This window comes from Stappia sp. P2PMeth1, assembly GCF_900185735.1.
Classification (GTDB): domain Bacteria; phylum Pseudomonadota; class Alphaproteobacteria; order Rhizobiales; family Stappiaceae; genus Stappia.
This window is the reverse complement of the sequence record NZ_FYAW01000019.1, coordinates 227,185-243,385: the sequence shown is the minus strand read 5'-3', so window position 1 is coordinate 243,385 and position 16,201 is coordinate 227,185. Positions and strand designations below refer to the sequence as shown.

At 66.9% G+C, this 16,201-nt stretch carries 16 protein-coding genes; 12 read left to right on the top strand and 4 right to left on the bottom strand.

Translation table 11 applies throughout. The features are described from left to right. Window positions 1-43 precede the first annotated feature (43 nt). The 5 genes from odhB (at window position 44) to lpdA (ending at window position 5,113) form a co-directional block, all read left to right on the top strand. The gene (gene odhB, locus P2PM1_RS12105) at window positions 44-1,570 is read left to right on the top strand and encodes a 2-oxoglutarate dehydrogenase complex dihydrolipoyllysine-residue succinyltransferase (protein ID WP_186399219.1); all 1,527 of its coding nucleotides are present in this window, start codon (window positions 44-46) and stop codon (window positions 1,568-1,570) included. 84 nt (window positions 1,571-1,654) lie between these two features. Then, on the top strand, window positions 1,655-2,221 hold the full coding sequence (locus tag P2PM1_RS12100) for an HXXEE domain-containing protein (protein ID WP_186399218.1): 567 nt from the start codon (window positions 1,655-1,657) through the stop codon (window positions 2,219-2,221). Between the two features lie 18 nt (window positions 2,222-2,239). After that, a complete protein-coding gene (locus tag P2PM1_RS12095) occupies window positions 2,240-2,854 on the top strand; it encodes a LysE family translocator (protein WP_186388711.1) in 615 nt (204 codons plus the stop codon). Between the two features lie 34 nt (window positions 2,855-2,888). Beyond that, window positions 2,889-3,647, top strand: coding sequence for an SDR family oxidoreductase (locus P2PM1_RS12090; RefSeq protein ID WP_186399217.1), 759 nt, complete (start codon window positions 2,889-2,891; stop codon window positions 3,645-3,647). Next, window positions 3,551-5,113: a dihydrolipoyl dehydrogenase gene (gene lpdA / locus P2PM1_RS12085; protein WP_371636671.1), complete on the top strand. Its 1,563-nt coding sequence runs from the start codon at window positions 3,551-3,553 to the stop codon at window positions 5,111-5,113. The genes P2PM1_RS12090 and lpdA overlap by 97 nt, the downstream gene beginning before the upstream one ends. A 143-nt stretch (window positions 5,114-5,256) precedes the next feature. Here the strand turns inward: lpdA and P2PM1_RS12080 are convergent, their stop codons facing one another. The 4 genes from P2PM1_RS12080 to fsa all read right to left on the bottom strand — a co-directional run bounded on the left by P2PM1_RS12080 (window position 5,257) and on the right by fsa (window position 7,829). After that, complete coding sequence (locus P2PM1_RS12080; protein ID WP_186399215.1) at window positions 5,257-5,475, bottom strand: hypothetical protein; 219 nt, start codon at window positions 5,473-5,475, stop codon at window positions 5,257-5,259. Window positions 5,476-5,639: 164 nt separating this feature from the next. Continuing rightward, window positions 5,640-6,056, bottom strand: coding sequence for a hypothetical protein (locus P2PM1_RS12075; protein WP_186388715.1), 417 nt, complete (start codon window positions 6,054-6,056; stop codon window positions 5,640-5,642). An 82-nt stretch (window positions 6,057-6,138) separates the two neighbouring features. After that, window positions 6,139-7,098 (bottom strand): tyrosine recombinase XerC, encoded by a 960-nt coding sequence (locus P2PM1_RS12070; RefSeq protein WP_186399214.1) that lies wholly within the window; start codon window positions 7,096-7,098, stop codon window positions 6,139-6,141. A 77-nt stretch (window positions 7,099-7,175) separates the two neighbouring features. Continuing rightward, entirely contained in the window at window positions 7,176-7,829 is a 654-nt protein-coding gene (gene fsa / locus P2PM1_RS12065) for a fructose-6-phosphate aldolase (protein ID WP_186388717.1), read from the bottom strand. Window positions 7,830-8,019: 190 nt separating this feature from the next. Here fsa and P2PM1_RS12060 point away from each other — a divergent pair, with 190 nt between their 5' ends. From P2PM1_RS12060 to P2PM1_RS12030, 7 genes are all read left to right on the top strand, one after another. After that, window positions 8,020-10,245 carry a primosomal protein N' gene (locus tag P2PM1_RS12060; RefSeq protein WP_208985262.1) on the top strand — a complete coding sequence of 742 codons (2,226 nt, stop codon included), beginning with the start codon at window positions 8,020-8,022 and terminating at the stop codon, window positions 10,243-10,245. 256 nt (window positions 10,246-10,501) lie between these two features. Next, the gene (locus P2PM1_RS12055) at window positions 10,502-11,062 is read left to right on the top strand and encodes a F0F1 ATP synthase subunit delta (RefSeq protein ID WP_244293129.1); all 561 of its coding nucleotides are present in this window, start codon (window positions 10,502-10,504) and stop codon (window positions 11,060-11,062) included. Further along, complete coding sequence (atpA, locus tag P2PM1_RS12050; RefSeq protein ID WP_186388718.1) at window positions 11,062-12,591, top strand: F0F1 ATP synthase subunit alpha; 1,530 nt, start codon at window positions 11,062-11,064, stop codon at window positions 12,589-12,591. The genes P2PM1_RS12055 and atpA overlap by 1 nt, the downstream gene beginning before the upstream one ends. Before the next feature lie 33 nt (window positions 12,592-12,624). Beyond that, window positions 12,625-13,503 carry a F0F1 ATP synthase subunit gamma gene (locus P2PM1_RS12045; RefSeq protein ID WP_186388719.1) on the top strand — a complete coding sequence of 293 codons (879 nt, stop codon included), beginning with the start codon at window positions 12,625-12,627 and terminating at the stop codon, window positions 13,501-13,503. A 24-nt stretch (window positions 13,504-13,527) separates the two neighbouring features. Then, window positions 13,528-14,967, top strand: coding sequence for a F0F1 ATP synthase subunit beta (atpD, locus tag P2PM1_RS12040; RefSeq protein WP_186399213.1), 1,440 nt, complete (start codon window positions 13,528-13,530; stop codon window positions 14,965-14,967). 24 nt (window positions 14,968-14,991) lie between these two features. Next, entirely contained in the window at window positions 14,992-15,399 is a 408-nt protein-coding gene (locus P2PM1_RS12035) for a F0F1 ATP synthase subunit epsilon (protein ID WP_186399212.1), read from the top strand. 152 nt (window positions 15,400-15,551) lie between these two features. Then, entirely contained in the window at window positions 15,552-16,199 is a 648-nt protein-coding gene (locus P2PM1_RS12030; RefSeq protein WP_186399211.1) for an alpha-ketoglutarate-dependent dioxygenase AlkB, read from the top strand. The last annotated feature ends 2 nt before the right edge of the window (window positions 16,200-16,201 follow it).

Genomic DNA, 16,201 nt, shown 5'->3' with positions numbered 1-16,201 from the left:
GCGAGAACCTGCTCCGCGCCGCCACCGGAAAGAGATTTTGATCATGGCGACCGAAATTCGAGTGCCCACCCTCGGAGAATCCGTGACCGAGGCGACCATCGCCCAGTGGTTCAAGAAGCCTGGCGACAAGGTGAACGCGGATGAGCCGATCGTCGAACTGGAGACCGACAAGGTGACGGTCGAGGTTCCCGCGCCTGCCTCCGGCACGCTCACCGATATCCTGGTCAAGGAAGGCGATACCGTCGAGGTCGGCGCCCTGCTGGGACAGATTTCGGAAGGTGCGGGTGCGGCCGCCGCCTCGCCCGCAAAGGCGTCCGCGCCCAAGGCCGAGAGCGCCAAGCCCGCTCCGGCCGCTTCCGCATCCGCCGAGACCGTCGACGTGGTGGTGCCGTCGGCCGGCGAGAGCGTGACGGAGGCCGATGTCGGCGAGTGGTTCGTCAAGGTCGGCGATCAGGTCAAGGCCGACGACGTTCTCGTCGAACTGGAGACCGACAAGGCCGCCCAGGAGATCCCGGCACCGGCCGCGGGCACCGTGGTCGAGATCGCCGCCAAGACCGGCGACACGGTCACGCCCGGCCAGTTGCTGCTGAAGATCGCCGTCGGCGCGGGTGCCGCGGCCCCCGCCAAGGCGCCGGCCCCTGCGAAGCCGGCTCCGGCCGCTGCCGCCGGCACGAGCATGCCGCCGGCCCCGGCCGCCGCCAAGATGATGGCGGAAAAGGGTCTTGCCGCCGATCAGGTCGCCGGTTCCGGCAAGCGCGGTCAGGTGCTGAAGGGCGATGTCATCGCCGCCGTCGCCTCCGGCATGGCTCAGCAACCCTCTGCCTCCGCGGCGCCTGCTGCCGCGCGTGCGCCGTCCGTTGGCGAAGATGCGGCGCGCGAGGAGCGCGTGCGCATGACCAAGCTGCGCCAGACCATCGCCCGCCGTCTGAAGGACGCACAGAACACCGCCGCCATGCTGACCACCTATAACGAGGTGGACATGGGCCCGGTGATGGATCTGCGCTCCACGTACAAGGACCTGTTCGAGAAGAAGCATGGCGTGAAGCTCGGCTTCATGGGCTTCTTCACCAAGGCCGTCTGCCATGCGCTGAAGGAGATTCCGGCGGTCAATGCCGAGATCGACGGCACCGACATCATCTACAAGAACTACTGCCATGTCGGCGTCGCCGTCGGCACCGACAAGGGGCTGGTGGTTCCGGTCGTGCGCGATGCCGACCAGATGTCGATCGCCGAGATCGAGAAGAAGATCGCCGAACTCGGCCGCAAGGCGCGGGACGGCAAGCTCGGCATGGACGAGATGCAGGGCGGCACCTTCACCATCTCCAATGGCGGCGTTTACGGCTCGCTGATGTCGTCGCCGATCCTCAATGCCCCGCAATCGGGCATTCTCGGCATGCACAAGATCCAGGAACGCCCGATGGTCGTGAACGGCCAGATCGTCGCCCGTCCGATGATGTATCTGGCGCTGTCCTACGATCACCGCATCGTCGACGGCAAGGAAGCGGTCACCTTCCTCGTGCGCGTCAAGGAGAGCCTTGAGGACATCAAGCGGCTCGTTCTCGACCTGTAAGTCCGAGCCGGGGCGGCGCGAACCGCGCCGTCCCGCGACACGTCGCGACGGTGCGGACGCGCACCTGACCTCCGGAGGGCGGCCATGCGTGAGACAATCGCAAGATTGCAGGCGAACTGGGTCTATGGCGGCGCCCTCGCCGGGGTCGTGCTGCTCGTTCTGGCGCCGCTTCTGACCGCCGGCTGGCCTTGGGCCGAGATCCTCGTCTTCCTGGGCCTGCCCGTCTACATGCTGCACCAGCTCGAGGAACATGACGGCGACCGGTTCCGCCGCTTCGTCAACGAGGTGATCGGCAAGGGGCGTGAGGTGCTGTCGGTCGCCGCCGTCTTCGTGATCAATGTCGGCGGGGTCTGGGGCACGATGGCGGTGACCCTGTGGTTGATGCGCGCCGTATCGCCGGGCTGGGGCCTGATCGGCGTCTATCTGCTGCTCGTCAACGCTGTCCTGCATATCGTACAGGCGGTTGCGCTGAGACGCTCCAACCCCGGCCTGGTGACGGCGACGGTGTTGTTCCTGCCGCTAGGGGCGCTTGCCTTCGGCGAGCTTGCCGGTGCGGCCAGCCCGGTTCAGCACGCGGTGTCCCTGGCGCTGGTGCTGGTGCTGCACGGTGCGATCGTTGTCAGCGTGCGCCGCCGGCTCGCGGGCAGCTAAAGTAACGGGAGGCGGATCATGGGTTGGGAATTCCTGCTGACGGCACTGGTGGTGGTGCTCTCCCCAGGCACGGGTGTCGTCTACACGGTCGCGACCGGCCTTGCGCGTGGCCGCCTGCCGGGGATCGCCGCGGCCTTCGGTTGCACGCTCGGCATTCTGCCGGCGCTGATCGCCGCCACCTTCGGGCTCGCCGCGCTGTTGCACGCGAGCGCACTCGCCTTTCAGGTGCTGAAATATGCGGGCGCCGCCTATTTGTTCTATCTCGCCTGGCAGGCGCTCAGGAATGCTGGACCGCTGGCCTTCGACCGTGACACCTCCGGGCCTGCGGACCTGGTTGCGGTGGCGCGGACGGGCTTTCTGATCAATATGCTCAACCCGAAGCTCTCGCTGTTCTTCCTCGCCTTCCTGCCGCAGTTTTTGGCCCCGGGGCAGGGGGCAGTGGAACTGCAGATCCTGTCCATGGGCTCCGTTTTCATGGGGCTGACGCTGGTGGCGTTCATCGGTTACGGCGTCTTTGCGGCGGCCGTTGGTGCCCGTGCGCTGCGCAGCAGGCAGGTGATGGCCTGGATGAGCCGGACGGTTGCGGTGGCCTTTGCCGGTTTCGGCGCCAGGCTCGCTCTGGCGGAGCGCTGATCTGGTGACGCAGGTATCTTGAACGGAGAGGCCGATGACCGAAACCGTCATGATCGTGACAGGCGGCAGCCGCGGCATTGGCGCTGCGACGGCCATTCGCCTCGCCGCTACCGGCTCAACGGTCCTCTTGACCTATGTCGCCAATCCTGAGCGCGCCGATGACGTCGTCTCGGCGATCGAGGCGGGTGGCGGCCGGGCAAAAGCGATTAGGGCGGATGTCGCGAGCGAGGACGATTGCCTGAGAACCTTTGCCGAGGCGGACAGGATCGGCCGGCTGATCGGGCTGGTGAACAATGCCGGTGTGGTCGACGTTGCCGCGCGGCTGACGGACATGTCCTTTGCCCGGCTGCGGCGCATCTTCGATATCAACGTGCTGGGCACGATCCTGTGTTCCCGCGAGGCGGTGCGCCGCATGTCGACCACTCATGGCGGTAAGGGCGGGGCCATCGTCAACGTGTCGTCGGCCTCTGCCAAGATCGGCTCGCCGGCGCAATATATCGACTATGCCGCCGCCAAAGGGGCGATCGACACGTTCACGGTGGGCCTTGCCAAGGAAGTGGCCGCCGAGGGCGTGCGGGTCAATGCGGTGCGTCCGGGCATCATCGAGACGGAAATCCACGCTTCGGGAGGCGATCCCGACCGGGCGACGCGCGTGGCGGCCGAGCTGCCGATGCGCCGGGCCGGACGGGCCGAGGAATGCGCCGAGGCGATTGCTTGGCTGTTGTCGGACGCCGCGAGCTACACGACGGGCGCGATCCTGGACGTGTCCGGCGGTCGCTCGATCCTCCCCTGAGTCAGGAAACATGGCAGCGGACGCTGCCGGAACGAACGCAACAAGAGGCGAATGCTATGTCACAGTTTGATCTCGTCGTCATCGGCACCGGACCTGGCGGCTATGTCTGCGCCATCAAGGCAGCGCAGCTCGGGCTCAAGGTGGCGGTGGTCGAGAAGCGCGCCACCCATGGCGGCACCTGCCTGAACATTGGCTGCATCCCCTCCAAGGCGATGCTGCACACCTCGGAACTGTTCGAGGAGGCGTCCGAGCATTTCGAGGACTTCGGCATCAAGGTCGGCAAGCCGAAGCTCGATCTCAAGGCGATGATGGGTCACAAGCAGAAGACCGTCGACGGCAATGTCAGCGGCATCGAATTCCTGTTCAAGAAGAACAAGGTGACGCCGTTCCACGGCACGGGCCGCATCCTTGCGGCCGGCCGTGTCGAGGTGACCGCCGAGGACGGCTCGAAGCAGGAGATCGCGGCGAAGTCCATCGTCATCGCCACCGGCTCCGACGTGGCGCCGCTTCCCGGCGTGGAGATCGACGAGAAGCAGATCGTCTCTTCCACCGGCGCGCTGGAACTCGACAAGGTGCCAGGCAAGCTGGTGGTCGTCGGCGCCGGCGTCATCGGCCTCGAGCTCGGCTCCGTGTGGCGGCGGCTCGGCTCCGAGGTGACGGTCGTCGAGTTCATGGACAAGATCCTCGGCCCGATGGACGCCGACATTTCCCGCAACTTCCAGCGCATCCTCAAGAAGCAGGGCGTCGAGTTCCACCTGTCGTCCAAGGTGACGGCCGTGGAGAAGACCGGCAAGCAGCTCGCCGTCACGGTGGAGCCGGCCGCCGGCGGCGAGGCAGCCGCGAAGACGCTGGAAGCCGACGTGGTGCTCGTTGCCATCGGCCGCCGTCCCTATACGGCAGGGCTCGGCCTCGACGAGGTCGGCGTGGCGCTCGACGAGCGCGGGCGGGTCAAGACCGACGGCCACTACCAGACCACCGTTCCTGGCATCTACGCGATCGGCGATGTGATCGCCGGGCCGATGCTGGCCCACAAGGCCGAGGACGAGGGCGTCGCCCTTGCCGAAATGCTGGCGGGACAGGCCGGCCATGTGAACTACGGGGTCATTCCCGGCGTCGTCTATACCAGCCCCGAGGTTGCCGAGGTCGGCAAGAGCGAAGAGGCGCTGAAGGCGGAGGGCGTGTCCTACAAGGTCGGCAAGTTCGCCTTCATCGCCAATGGCCGCGCCAAGGCGACGAACCATACGGAAGGCTTTGTCAAGGTTCTGGCCGACGCGGAGACCGACAAGGTGCTCGGCGTTCACATCATCGGCCATGGCGCCGGCGAGATGATCCACGAGGCGGCTGTGCTGATGGAGTTTGGCGGCTCCGCCGAGGATCTGGCGCGCACCTGCCATGCGCATCCGACGATGAGCGAGGCCGTGAAGGAAGCCGCAATGGCCGCTTTCGCCAAGCCGATCCACGCCTGAGGGCAGGGAGACCCTGCGGCTGCAAGCCTTGTGCGCCCGCTTGGCCGAGCGTCTGTGTCGACTGAAAAGGCCCGCATCGGTTTTCCGGTGCGGGCCTTTTGCTTGATCGCGGGGAAGCGGCTACCGGCGCCGTTGCGGCCGGCCTACTCTGCGGTCTGGGTTCCGGTCTGCGCGGTCGTGTTGCCGGCCACGATGAGGGCCTCGCTGAGGTCATTGGTGGCGATGGAACTCTGCGGAGCCTCGGCGGTCGTCGTCGGGGTGGTCTTCTGCGACATCTTGGACCAGTTGCACTCGGCCATGGCCGGCGCGGCGGAGAAGGCGATGAGGGCGGCGACGCCCGTCAGTCCTGCGAGAATGCGCATGCTACTCTCCCTTGCTCGCGACATGTCGGGACGACATGCCTCCGTCCGCCCGGTCGTGCGGCAGGATTCGAGGGCGAGTCCTGCGCAGACGAGGAAGACGCTACGGGAAGTGTAGTGCAGAAAGGCTGTGACGACCAGTTTTGCCCGGTTGAAAGCCCGCGGGATTATTCCCGATCAAGGATCGCCGCGTGAAAGGCATCCGGTGTGCCGGGCGTATGCGACTGAATCTTTACCAGAGCCTCGATCCGGTCTTCCATCCGGATGACCTCGACTTCCCTGGCTCCGAACAGGCCGGGGAACCGGGCCAGCAACCGACCGTTGGTGAGGCGGGTAGCCTCGGTCCATCCCCATTTGCAGTCCCTGGGGGAACAGCGCGTGAAGACCCGCATCCGCGACACGACCTGCCCGCCGGAGCAGTGGCTTTCAATCTCGATGCGGCGGACCTGCTGGCTGGCCGCGCGAGGGTTATACCAGCGTCCGGCTTCGGGGATGCGGCATCGGTTCTCCGCGTAGGCGATGCTCGGTGGAGCGGCGAAGAACAGGACAAGGGCGGCAGCCAAGGGAATCAGAAGGTTCCACATGCCGGATTCTTGTCCAGCCCCGGCAGCATCGCAAGGGAATTCGATGTTGCGATGCAATCCCGGCGTTCATTGCGGCAACATGTCACTTCTGCTGATGGGCGCGTGGATGGGCTCGGTCATAAGCCTCCAGCAGGCGGGCCGCATCCACCTCGGTGTAGATCTGGGTGGTCGACAGGCTGGCATGGCCGAGCAGTTCCTGGATCGTCCGCAGATCGCCGCCGCCGGCCAGCAGATGGGTCGCGAAGGAATGGCGCAGGGCGTGGGGGGTGGCGCTTTCGGGCAGGCCGAGCGCTCGTCGCAACCCCGCCATGGCCAGTTGGACGATGCGCGGGCTGAGCGGCCCGCCGCGAACGCCGAGGAACAGCGGGCCGTCCGGCTGCGGCACGTAGGGGCAGAGGGCGAGATAGCTTTCCACCGCGTCGCAGACCACGGGCAGCACGGGAACCACGCGCTCGCGCCCGCCCTTGCCGACGATCCGCAGGCTTCTCGTGCCACGGCGCGGCGCCATCCTGCCAGTCAGCGACAGCGCCTCGGAGATGCGCAACCCGCAGCCATAGAGCAGGGTCAGGACGGCGGCATTGCGCGCCGCCACCCAGGGCTCGGCATCCATGGCCGCATCCGCATCGACGAGCGTCATCGCATCGCCGGCCGAGACCGGCTTGGGCAGCGAGCGCTTCTGTCGAGGCGGACGGATCGCCGCGCTGGCCGCGGCATTCACCTCGCCGCGCGTCTCGAGATACCGCAGGAAGGAGCGGATGCCGGCCAAGCCGCGCGCCAGTGTCCGGCTTTCCGCCCCCGACTGCCGGCGCGAGGCGAGAAAGCCGCGAAAGTCCGCCGGGCGCAGCTCCTCTAGGGCGTCGAGCCCCGGCGGCTCGGCAAGGTGGTTGGTCAGAAAGCGCAGGAACTGGCGCACGTCGCGCTCATAGGCGACCAACGTCCGGTCGGCGAGCCGCCGCTCCGATCCGAGATGGTCGAGCCAGTCTCCGACGGCGGCGTTCACATCGGCTTTCGCCGACACAAGCAGGGAATCAGCGGCGCTCATGAAACAAGGCTAGCATGCCTTGAGGCAGACACGAATCGGGGCGGCCAGCGGCGTGGCGGCCGCCCCTTCGCTTGCGTTCAAAGGATGCTCTGTCCGGTCTTGGCCCAGTCGGCCAGAAACTGCTCCAGCCCCTTGTCGGTCAGCGGGTGCTTGACCAGTCCCTTCAGCACGGCCGGCGGCACGGTCGCGACATCGGCGCCGACAAGCGCGCATTCGCGCACATGGTTGGCGGTGCGGATCGAGGCGGCGAGGATCTCCGTCTCGAAGCCGTAATTGTCGTAGATGATCCGCATCTCGCGAATGAGGTCCATGCCGTCGATGTTGACGTCGTCCAGCCGGCCGATGAACGGCGAGACGAAGGTCGCGCCGGCCTTGGCGGCGAGCAGCGCCTGATTGGCGGAAAAACACAGAGTGACGTTCACCATGTGCCCCTCGTCCGTCAGGGTGCGGCAGGCCTTCAGGCCGTCAAGGGTCAGCGGCAGCTTCACGGCGATATTCTCGGCGATCTCGGCGAGCGTGCGGCCTTCGGCGATCATTGCGTCCGCCTCGGTGGCGGTGACCTCGGCCGAGACGGGACCCTCGACGATGTCGCAGATCTCTGCGATGACGTCCTTCATCGGGCGTCCGGACTTGAGGATCAGCGACGGATTGGTGGTGACGCCATCGAGCAGGCCGGTCGCGGCGAGATCCCGGATCTCCCCGGTGTCTGCGGTGTCGACGAAGAACTTCATGGCGGGCTCTGGCTCCTTCGGGAAACGGGTTCTTGCGGAGTTTCGGGTCGGCGGGGCATCTGCCTCGCCCGGGCCTGACTGCATACCTTAGGATGGCCTGCGGCGACAGCCCCGATTCGCCCGCGGCCGATCCTCTGGCGGAACGGTTTGCCCAGGCCGCAAACAGCAACGAGCAGGAACGAGGACGCGGGTGCCCGATCTTTTTGGCAATGCCGGCAAGGTGCGGCCGGCCACGGTCGCCAGGGTTTTGTTGCCGGTCGCCATCGGCACGGCATACAGCTACCGCGTGCCGGCGGGGCTGCGCGTGCAGCCCGGCTCCATTGTCCGCGTGCCGCTCGGCCCGCGTGAGGTGGTGGGCGCCGTGTGGTCGCTGGAGCCGGAGGGCGGTTCCGCGGCCGGCAGTGTTGCCCCCTCACGGCTCAAGGACATCCTGCATGTCTACGAGGATGCTCCGCCGCTCGACGACGAGCTGCGCGCCCTGGTCGACTGGGTGGCGAACTGGACGCTCGCCGCGCCCGGCATGGTGCTGCGCATGGTGCTGCGCTCGGAAGAAGCACTGGAGAGCGAGCCGCCGCTCGCCGGCGTCCGCCTGTCGCCCACCGGCGAACGTCCCGAGCGCCTGACGCCGGCGCGCCAGCGGGTTCTGGCGCTGTTGCAGGACGGCACCGGCTTCACCCGCAGCGGTCTTGCCCATGCGGCCGGCGTCAGTTCTTCCGTGGTCGACGGGTTGCTGGCGCACGGCGCGCTGGAAAGCGTCGAGCTGCCGGCGATCCCTCTCTCGCCACGGCCGGATCCCGATTGGGCGCCCCCCGTCCTGACACCGGCGCAGGCGCGGGCCGCGGCGGAGCTGGTCGCCGCGGTGGGGCAGGGGTTCCGCACCTTCCTGATCGACGGCGTCACCGGGTCGGGCAAGACGGAAGTCTATTTCGAGGCGGTGGCGGAAGCCCTGCGCCAGGGGCGCCAGGCGCTGGTCCTGATCCCGGAGATCGCCCTTACCAGCGCCTTCCTGCAGCGCTTCGAGCGCCGTTTCGCCGTGCTGCCGGCCGAATGGCATTCGGAGGTCGCCACCCGCCAGCGGGCGCGGGTCTGGCGCGGGGTGGCGACGGGCGACGTGCGGGTGGTGGTGGGTGCCCGCTCGGCATTGTTCCTGCCGTTCCGCGAGCTCGGCCTCGTCGTCGTCGACGAAGAGCACGACGGCGCCTACAAGCAGGACGACCGGGTGCCCTACAATGCCCGCGACATGGCGGTGGTGCGCGGGCACATCTCGCGCTTTCCCGTGGTTCTCGCCTCGGCCACCCCGTCGGTGGAAAGCCGCGTCAATGCCGACCAAGGTCGCTATGCCCGCCTCGAGCTGCCCGAGCGCGCCACCGGTGCGCCTATGCCGGAAATCTCGGTCATCGACATGCGCCAGGATGGACCGGAGCGCGGGCAGTGGCTGGCGCCCACCCTGCGCCATGCGATCGGCGAGACGCTGACCGGCGGCGGTCAGGCGCTGCTCTTCCTCAACCGTCGTGGCTATGCGCCGCTGACCCTGTGCCGCTCCTGCGGCCATCGCTTCCAGTGTCCCAACTGCTCGACCTGGCTGGTCGAGCATCGGTTCCGCGGCCGCCTGTCCTGCCATCATTGCGGCCATGAGGAGCCGAGCCCCGACCACTGCCCGGCCTGCGGCGACACCCAGTCGCTGGTCGCCTGCGGCCCCGGCGTCGAGCGCATCGCGGAAGAGGCGGCGGATCTCTTTCCGCAGGCGCGGGTGCTGGTGCTGTCCTCCGATCTGCAGGGCGGCCCCGACCGGCTGCGCCGCGAGATGCGGATCATCGAGGAGGGCGGGGCCGATATCGTGGTCGGCACCCAGCTTGTCGCCAAGGGCCACAATTTTCCGCTCATGCGCCTCGTCGGAGTGGTCGACGCCGATCTCGGCCTCGCCAATGGCGATCCGCGCGCGGCGGAGCGGACTTTCCAGCTTCTGGCGCAGGTGACGGGCCGCGCCGGGCGCATCGGCGGCGGCGGGCGCGGTCTGCTGCAGACCTACGCGCCGGACCATCCGGTGATCCGCGCGCTGGCGTCCGGAGACAGTACCGCCTTCTACGAGGCGGAGATTGCTGCGCGCAAGGCGGCCGGCCTGCCGCCCTTCGGACGTCTTGCCGCGCTGATCGTTTCGGCGCCCGACCGGGGGCGGGCACAGGACTATGCCCGCCAGGTGGCGCGGCTGTCGCCGACGAGCCCCGGGCTCACGGTCCTTGGTCCGGCGGAGGCGGCGTTGGCGCTGGTGCGCGGGCGCTACCGCTTCCGTCTGCTGGCGATGGCGCCGCGCACTGTCGACCTGCAGGCGCTCATGCGCTCCTGGATCGCCCGTCTGCCGAAGCCGGCGGGCGGTGTCCGCCTGCAGGTCGACATCGATCCGCAGAGCTTCTTCTGAGCAGGGTAAAAAGCCGCAGCAGGGGCGTTTGCCGGCCACTTTTGCTCTGTTCGACCTTTTTCGGGCGCAATTGCGGCATTTGGACACCGTGGCGATGTTGCTCCGCCTTGAAGCCTGTGCTAATCGAAGCGCGGCTTTCCGGGGCAGTTGTGACCAAGCACACTCGCCTGACCGCGAAAGATCAGATTTTCCAAAGCCTTGCGGTCAGCCCTGCTGGGCGCATCGGCTCAAACCTGCCGAAGAGAGCACGGACCCTGTGACCGACAACGTATCTCTCATTTCAGGTGTGGCGCACCGTTACGCAACGGCACTGCTCGACTTGTCAGAGGAGCAGGGCTCCGTGGCGGACGTCGAGAAGGCGCTGGAAGCGTTCGACAAGCTGCTCCAGGACAGCGCAGACCTGCGCCGCCTCGTGGAAAGCCCGGTGTTTTCCGCCGATGAACAGCTCAAGGCCCTGACGGCGGTTCTGGACAAGGCCGGCGTTACGGGGCTGGCCGCCAACTTCCTCAAGCTCGCCGCGAAGAATCGGCGTCTCTTCGCCGTTCCGGGCATGATCGCCGCGTTCCGCGCTGGTCTCGCCCGTCGCCGCGGCGAAGTGCCGGCCGACGTCGTCTCCGCGGCACCGCTGTCGGAGGCCCAGCTCTCCGCCCTCGCCGACGCGCTCAATGCGTCGACCGGCAAGAAGGTGGTGATTTCGCCGAAGGTCGATCCCTCGCTGATCGGCGGCCTTGTCGTCAAGGTCGGCAGCCGGATGATCGACACTTCGCTCAAGACAAAACTCAACTCCCTCAAGTTCGCGATGAAAGAGGTCGGCTGATGGATATTCGGGCAGCGGAAATCTCCGCCATCCTCAAGGACCAGATCAAGAATTTCGGCCAGGAAGCCGAAGTTACCGAAGTCGGTCAGGTTCTTTCGGTAGGTGACGGTATCGCGCGCGTCTATGGCCTCGACAAGGTCCAGGCGGGCGAGATGGTCGAGTTCCCCGGCGGTATCCGGGGCATGGCGCTGAACCTCGAGACCGACAATGTCGGCGTCGTGCTCTTCGGCTCCGACCGTGACATCAAGGAAGGCGACACGGTCAAGCGGACCGGTGCGATCGTCGAGATCCAGGTCGGCAAGGGGCTGCTCGGCCGCGTCGTCGACCCGCTCGGCAACCCGCTCGACGGCAAGGGCCCGATCGAAGGGTCCGAGATGCGCCGCGTCGACGTCAAGGCGCCGGGCATCCTGCCGCGCAAGGGCGTTCACGAGCCGATGTCGACGGGCCTGAAGGCCATCGACGCGCTGATCCCGGTCGGTCGCGGCCAGCGCGAGCTGGTGATCGGCGACCGTCAGACCGGCAAGACGGCGATCATTCTGGACACGTTCCTGAACCAGAAGCCGATGCACGCGACGGACAATGAGGGCGAGAAGCTCTATTGCATCTACGTCGCCGTCGGCCAGAAGCGTTCGACCGTTGCCCAGTTCGTCAAGCAGCTCGAGGAATCGGGCGCTCTCGAGTACTCGGTGATCGTCGCCGCGACGGCTTCCGACCCGGCGCCGCTGCAGTTCCTGGCGCCGTTCTCCGGCACCGCCATCGGCGAGTTCTTCCGCGACAACGGAATGCACGCCGTGATCGGTTACGACGATCTGACCAAGCAGGCCGTGGCCTATCGCCAGATGTCCCTGCTGCTCCGTCGTCCGCCGGGACGTGAAGCCTTCCCGGGCGACGTGTTCTATCTCCACTCTCGCCTGCTCGAGCGTTCGGCCAAGCTCAACGAGGCCAACGGCTCCGGCTCGCTGACCGCCCTTCCGGTCATCGAGACCCAGGGCAACGACGTGTCGGCCTTCATTCCGACCAACGTGATCTCGATCACCGACGGCCAGATCTTCCTCGAGACGGATCTGTTCTTCCAGGGCATCCGCCCGGCGGTGAACGTCGGTCTGTCGGTGTCGCGCGTGGGCTCTTCGGCCCAGATCAAGGCGATGAAGCAGGTTGCCGGCAAGATCAAGGGCGAGCTTGCCCAGTATCGCGAGATGGCGGCTTTCGCCCAGTTCGGTTCGGATCTCGACGCCACGACCCAGCGCTTGCTGAACCGTGGTGCGCGCCTGACCGAGCTTCTGAAGCAGGGCCAGTTCCAGCCGCTGAAGACCCAGGAGCAGGTCGCCGTCATTTATGCCGGCGTCAATGGCTACCTGGACAAGCTGCCGGTCAACAAGGTCAGGGACTTTGAAGAGGGCCTGCTTCTGAACCTGCGCGGCGAACATGCGGATCTCCTGGATGGCATCTGGGAGAAGAAGGCGCTCGACGCCGACCTTGAGGCTCGTCTCAAGGCGGCCATCGAGGCCTTCGCCAAGAACTTCGCCTGACGCGACTGACGGCATCCAGGACAAGGGGCGGCCATGCCGAGCCTGAAGGACTTACGAAACCGGATCGCCTCCGTTAAGGCGACGCAGAAGATCACCAAGGCCATGCAGATGGTGGCCGCGGCGAAGCTGCGTCGCGCCCAGGAGGCGGCCGAGGCTGCACGGCCCTATGCGGAACGCATGGAGGCCGTCCTCGCCAACCTCGCCAGCGCTTTCGAGGGCCGGGACGATGCTCCGCGCCTTCTCGCCGGCACCGGCAAGGATGACGTGCATCTCCTGCTGGTCGCGACCGCGGAGCGCGGCCTGTGCGGCGGCTTCAACTCCTCGATCGCCAAGCTGGCGCGCGAGCGGGCGAAGTCGCTGATCGCGCAGGGTAAGACGGTGAAGATCGTCTGCGTCGGCAAGAAGGGCTTCGATGCCCTGAAGCGTGATCTCGGTGCGTATATCGTCAAGACGATCGAACTGCGGCACGTCAAGCGGGTCGCCTTCGAGAACGCGAACGAGATCGGCGACCTGGTCCGCGCGATGTTCGATGCCGGCGAGTTCGACGTCTGCACCCTGTTCTATGCGCGCTTTCAGTCAGTGATCAGCCAGGTTCCGACGGCCCAGCAGCTCATTCCGGCGACCTTCGGCGAGGCGGCGAAGACCGTCCAGACCGACGCGGTCTACGAGTACGAGCCGGACGAGGGCGAGATCCTGGCCGAGCTCCTGCCGCGCAACATTTCTGTGCAGATCTTCCGTGGACTTCTGGAAAACGCAGCGTCCGAGCAGGGCGCGCGCATGTCCGCGATGGACAACGCCACGCGCAACGCCGGTGACATGATCAACAAGCTGACGCTCAGTTACAACCGTCAGCGGCAGGCTCAGATCACCAAGGAGCTGATCGAAATCATTTCGGGCGCCGAGGCGCTCTGACCGGATCGAGACGAGGATAGCAAAATGGCTGACAAAGCAGTCGGGCGCATCACGCAGGTCATCGGCGCCGTCGTCGACGTTCAGTTCGACGATCATCTGCCGGCGATTCTGAACGCCCTGGAAACCGATAACAACGGCAACCGCCTGGTTCTCGAGGTTGCTCAGCACCTCGGCGAGAACACCGTTCGCACCATCGCCATGGATGCGACCGAGGGTCTCGTTCGCGGCCAGAAGGTGATCGACACGGACGAGCCGATTTCGGTTCCGGTCGGTGCCGGCACGCTCGGCCGCATCATGAACGTCATCGGCGAGCCGGTCGACGAGGCCGGCCCGATCGTTCATGAGACGAAGCGCGGCATCCACCAGGAAGCCCCGACCTTCACCGAGCAGTCCACCGAGGCCGAGATCCTGGTGACGGGCATCAAGGTCGTCGACCTGCTCGCGCCTTACGCCAAGGGCGGCAAGATCGGCCTGTTCGGCGGCGCCGGCGTCGGCAAGACCGTTCTGATCATGGAACTCATCAACAACATCGCCAAGGCGCACGGCGGTTACTCCGTCTTCGCCGGCGTGGGAGAGCGTACCCGCGAGGGCAACGATCTCTACTGGGAGATGATCGAATCCAACGTGAACCGCGATCCCAAGGAGCACAACGGTTCGACCGAGGGTTCCAAGTGCGCGCTGGTCTACGGCCAGATGAACGAACCCCCCGGAGCCCGTGCCCGTGTGGCGCTGACCGGCCTGACCGTCGCCGAGCATTTCCGCGACGAAGGCCAGGACGTGCTGTTCTTCGTCGACAACATCTTCCGCTTCACCCAGGCGGGTTCGGAAGTGTCGGCGCTGCTCGGCCGTATTCCTTCGGCCGTGGGCTACCAGCCGACGCTCGGCACCGACATGGGTGCGATGCAGGAACGCATCACCACCACGACCAAGGGGTCGATCACCTCGGTGCAGGCCGTGTACGTGCCGGCCGACGACCTTACCGACCCGGCGCCGGCCTCGACCTTTGCCCACCTCGACGCGACGACGGTGCTCAACCGCTCGATCGCCGAGAAGGGCATCTACCCGGCGGTGGATCCGCTCGACTCGACCTCGCGCATCCTTGATCCGCGGATCATTGGCGACGAGCACTACGAGACGGCTCGTGCCGTGCAGGCGACCCTGCAGCGCTACAAGGCGCTCCAGGACATCATCGCCATTCTCGGCATGGACGAGCTGTCGGAAGAGGACAAGCTCACCGTGGCCCGCGCCCGCAAGATCGAGCGCTTCCTGTCGCAGCCGTTCTTCGTCGCCGAGATCTTCACCGGTTCGCCGGGCAAGCTCGTCGCGCTCGAAGACACCATCAAGGGCTTCCAGGGCCTGGTGAACGGCGACTACGACCACCTGCCCGAGGCGGCCTTCTACATGGTCGGCTCGATCGATGAGGCGGTCGAGAAGGCGCAGCGTCTGGCCGCCGAAGCGGCCTAAGCACGGGAAGGATCGAGGCACGACATGGCGGGAGCATTCCAGTTCGAGCTCGTCTCTCCGGAGCGGCTTCTTCTGTCGGAGGAAGTCACGATGGTGGTGGTGCCGGGCTCCGAGGGCGAGTTCGGCATCATGGCCGGACATGCCCCAATGATGTCGACCCTGCGCCCGGGCCTTCTGCGCGTCTCGCGTGAGGGCGGTGCGGACCAGGCCTATTTCGTGCGCGGCGGTTTCGCCGAGGCGGGGCCGAAGGGGCTGACGGTGCTGGCCGAGCACGCGACGTCGCTGAACGATCTCAAGGCGGAAGACATCGCCGGCCAGATCAAGGATGCGGAAGAAGACCTTTCGGACGCGTCCGACGACGAGGCGCGCGCACGGGCAGCGGCAACGCTGTCCCACCTGCGCGAGGTCCAGGCCGCCCTCAAGGCGGCGTGACGCCGGCGTCCGAGCCCGGCTCCGGCCGGCATCATCGCGAAGATTGAAAAAGGGCGCTTTCGGGCGCCCTTTTTGCGTTTGCGGTTCACATGACGGTCGAGGACGTCGCTTCCGGGTGGACAGCACCGGCCGTCAGCGGCGAGACTTCGGGCATGCAGGACGATCAGTCACAGGACACCGAGAGCAGGCCGGCGGCGGCACCGGCGGGGTTCCGCTTGCTGCCGGGACGGCTTGGCCGCGAGGCGCAGAAGGGGCTGCTCGACGAGATTCGCGCCGTCGTGGCGGCCGCACCCCTCTTCACGCCGGTCATGCCGCGCACGGGCACGCCCTTCTCGGTGCGCATGACCAATTGCGGCCCCCTCGGCTGGGTCTCGGACAGGGCCGGCTATCGCTATCAGCCCCTGCATCCGGTGACGGGAGAGCCTTGGCCGGTGATGCCGCAGCAGCTTCTGGATCTCTGGCGCGAGCTCGCTCCGGATGCGCCGCCGCCGGAGGCATGTCTCGTCAACTTCTACGGACCGAAGGCCCGCATGGGCCTGCATCAGGACAAGGATGAGGCGACGTTCGAGGCGCCGGTGGTGTCCGTCTCGCTGGGGGCGACGGCGCTCTTCCGCCTCGGCGGCCGGAGCCGGAAGGATCCGACCCGCTCCTTTCGCCTTGCTTCGGGCGATGTGCTGGTGCTGGGCGGCGAGGCACGCCTTGCCCATCACGGGATCGACCGGCTGCTGCCCGGCACCTCGACCCTCGTGCGCGGCGATGGGCGGATCAACCTGACCCTGCGGCGGGTGACGCCGGCCTGACG

What these genes read in the sequence shown, in the direction of transcription:
- P2PM1_RS12035 (WP_186399212.1), top strand. Translation starts at nt 14,992, where the DNA reads ATGGCGGGAGCATTCCAGTTCGAGCTCGTCTCTCCGGAGCGGCTTCTT.
- P2PM1_RS12070 (WP_186399214.1), bottom strand. Translation starts at nt 7,098, where the DNA reads ATGAGCGCCGCTGATTCCCTGCTTGTGTCGGCGAAAGCCGATGTGAAC.
- atpA (WP_186388718.1), top strand. Translation starts at nt 11,062, where the DNA reads ATGGATATTCGGGCAGCGGAAATCTCCGCCATCCTCAAGGACCAGATC.
- P2PM1_RS12100 (WP_186399218.1), top strand. Translation starts at nt 1,655, where the DNA reads ATGCGTGAGACAATCGCAAGATTGCAGGCGAACTGGGTCTATGGCGGC.
- odhB (WP_186399219.1), top strand. Translation starts at nt 44, where the DNA reads ATGGCGACCGAAATTCGAGTGCCCACCCTCGGAGAATCCGTGACCGAG.
- P2PM1_RS12075 (WP_186388715.1), bottom strand. Translation starts at nt 6,056, where the DNA reads ATGTGGAACCTTCTGATTCCCTTGGCTGCCGCCCTTGTCCTGTTCTTC.
- lpdA (WP_371636671.1), top strand. Translation starts at nt 3,551, where the DNA reads ATGCGCCGAGGCGATTGCTTGGCTGTTGTCGGACGCCGCGAGCTACAC.
- P2PM1_RS12030 (WP_186399211.1), top strand. Translation starts at nt 15,552, where the DNA reads ATGCAGGACGATCAGTCACAGGACACCGAGAGCAGGCCGGCGGCGGCA.
- fsa (WP_186388717.1), bottom strand. Translation starts at nt 7,829, where the DNA reads ATGAAGTTCTTCGTCGACACCGCAGACACCGGGGAGATCCGGGATCTC.
- atpD (WP_186399213.1), top strand. Translation starts at nt 13,528, where the DNA reads ATGGCTGACAAAGCAGTCGGGCGCATCACGCAGGTCATCGGCGCCGTC.
- P2PM1_RS12095 (WP_186388711.1), top strand. Translation starts at nt 2,240, where the DNA reads ATGGGTTGGGAATTCCTGCTGACGGCACTGGTGGTGGTGCTCTCCCCA.
- P2PM1_RS12080 (WP_186399215.1), bottom strand. Translation starts at nt 5,475, where the DNA reads ATGCGCATTCTCGCAGGACTGACGGGCGTCGCCGCCCTCATCGCCTTC.
- P2PM1_RS12090 (WP_186399217.1), top strand. Translation starts at nt 2,889, where the DNA reads ATGACCGAAACCGTCATGATCGTGACAGGCGGCAGCCGCGGCATTGGC.
- P2PM1_RS12045 (WP_186388719.1), top strand. Translation starts at nt 12,625, where the DNA reads ATGCCGAGCCTGAAGGACTTACGAAACCGGATCGCCTCCGTTAAGGCG.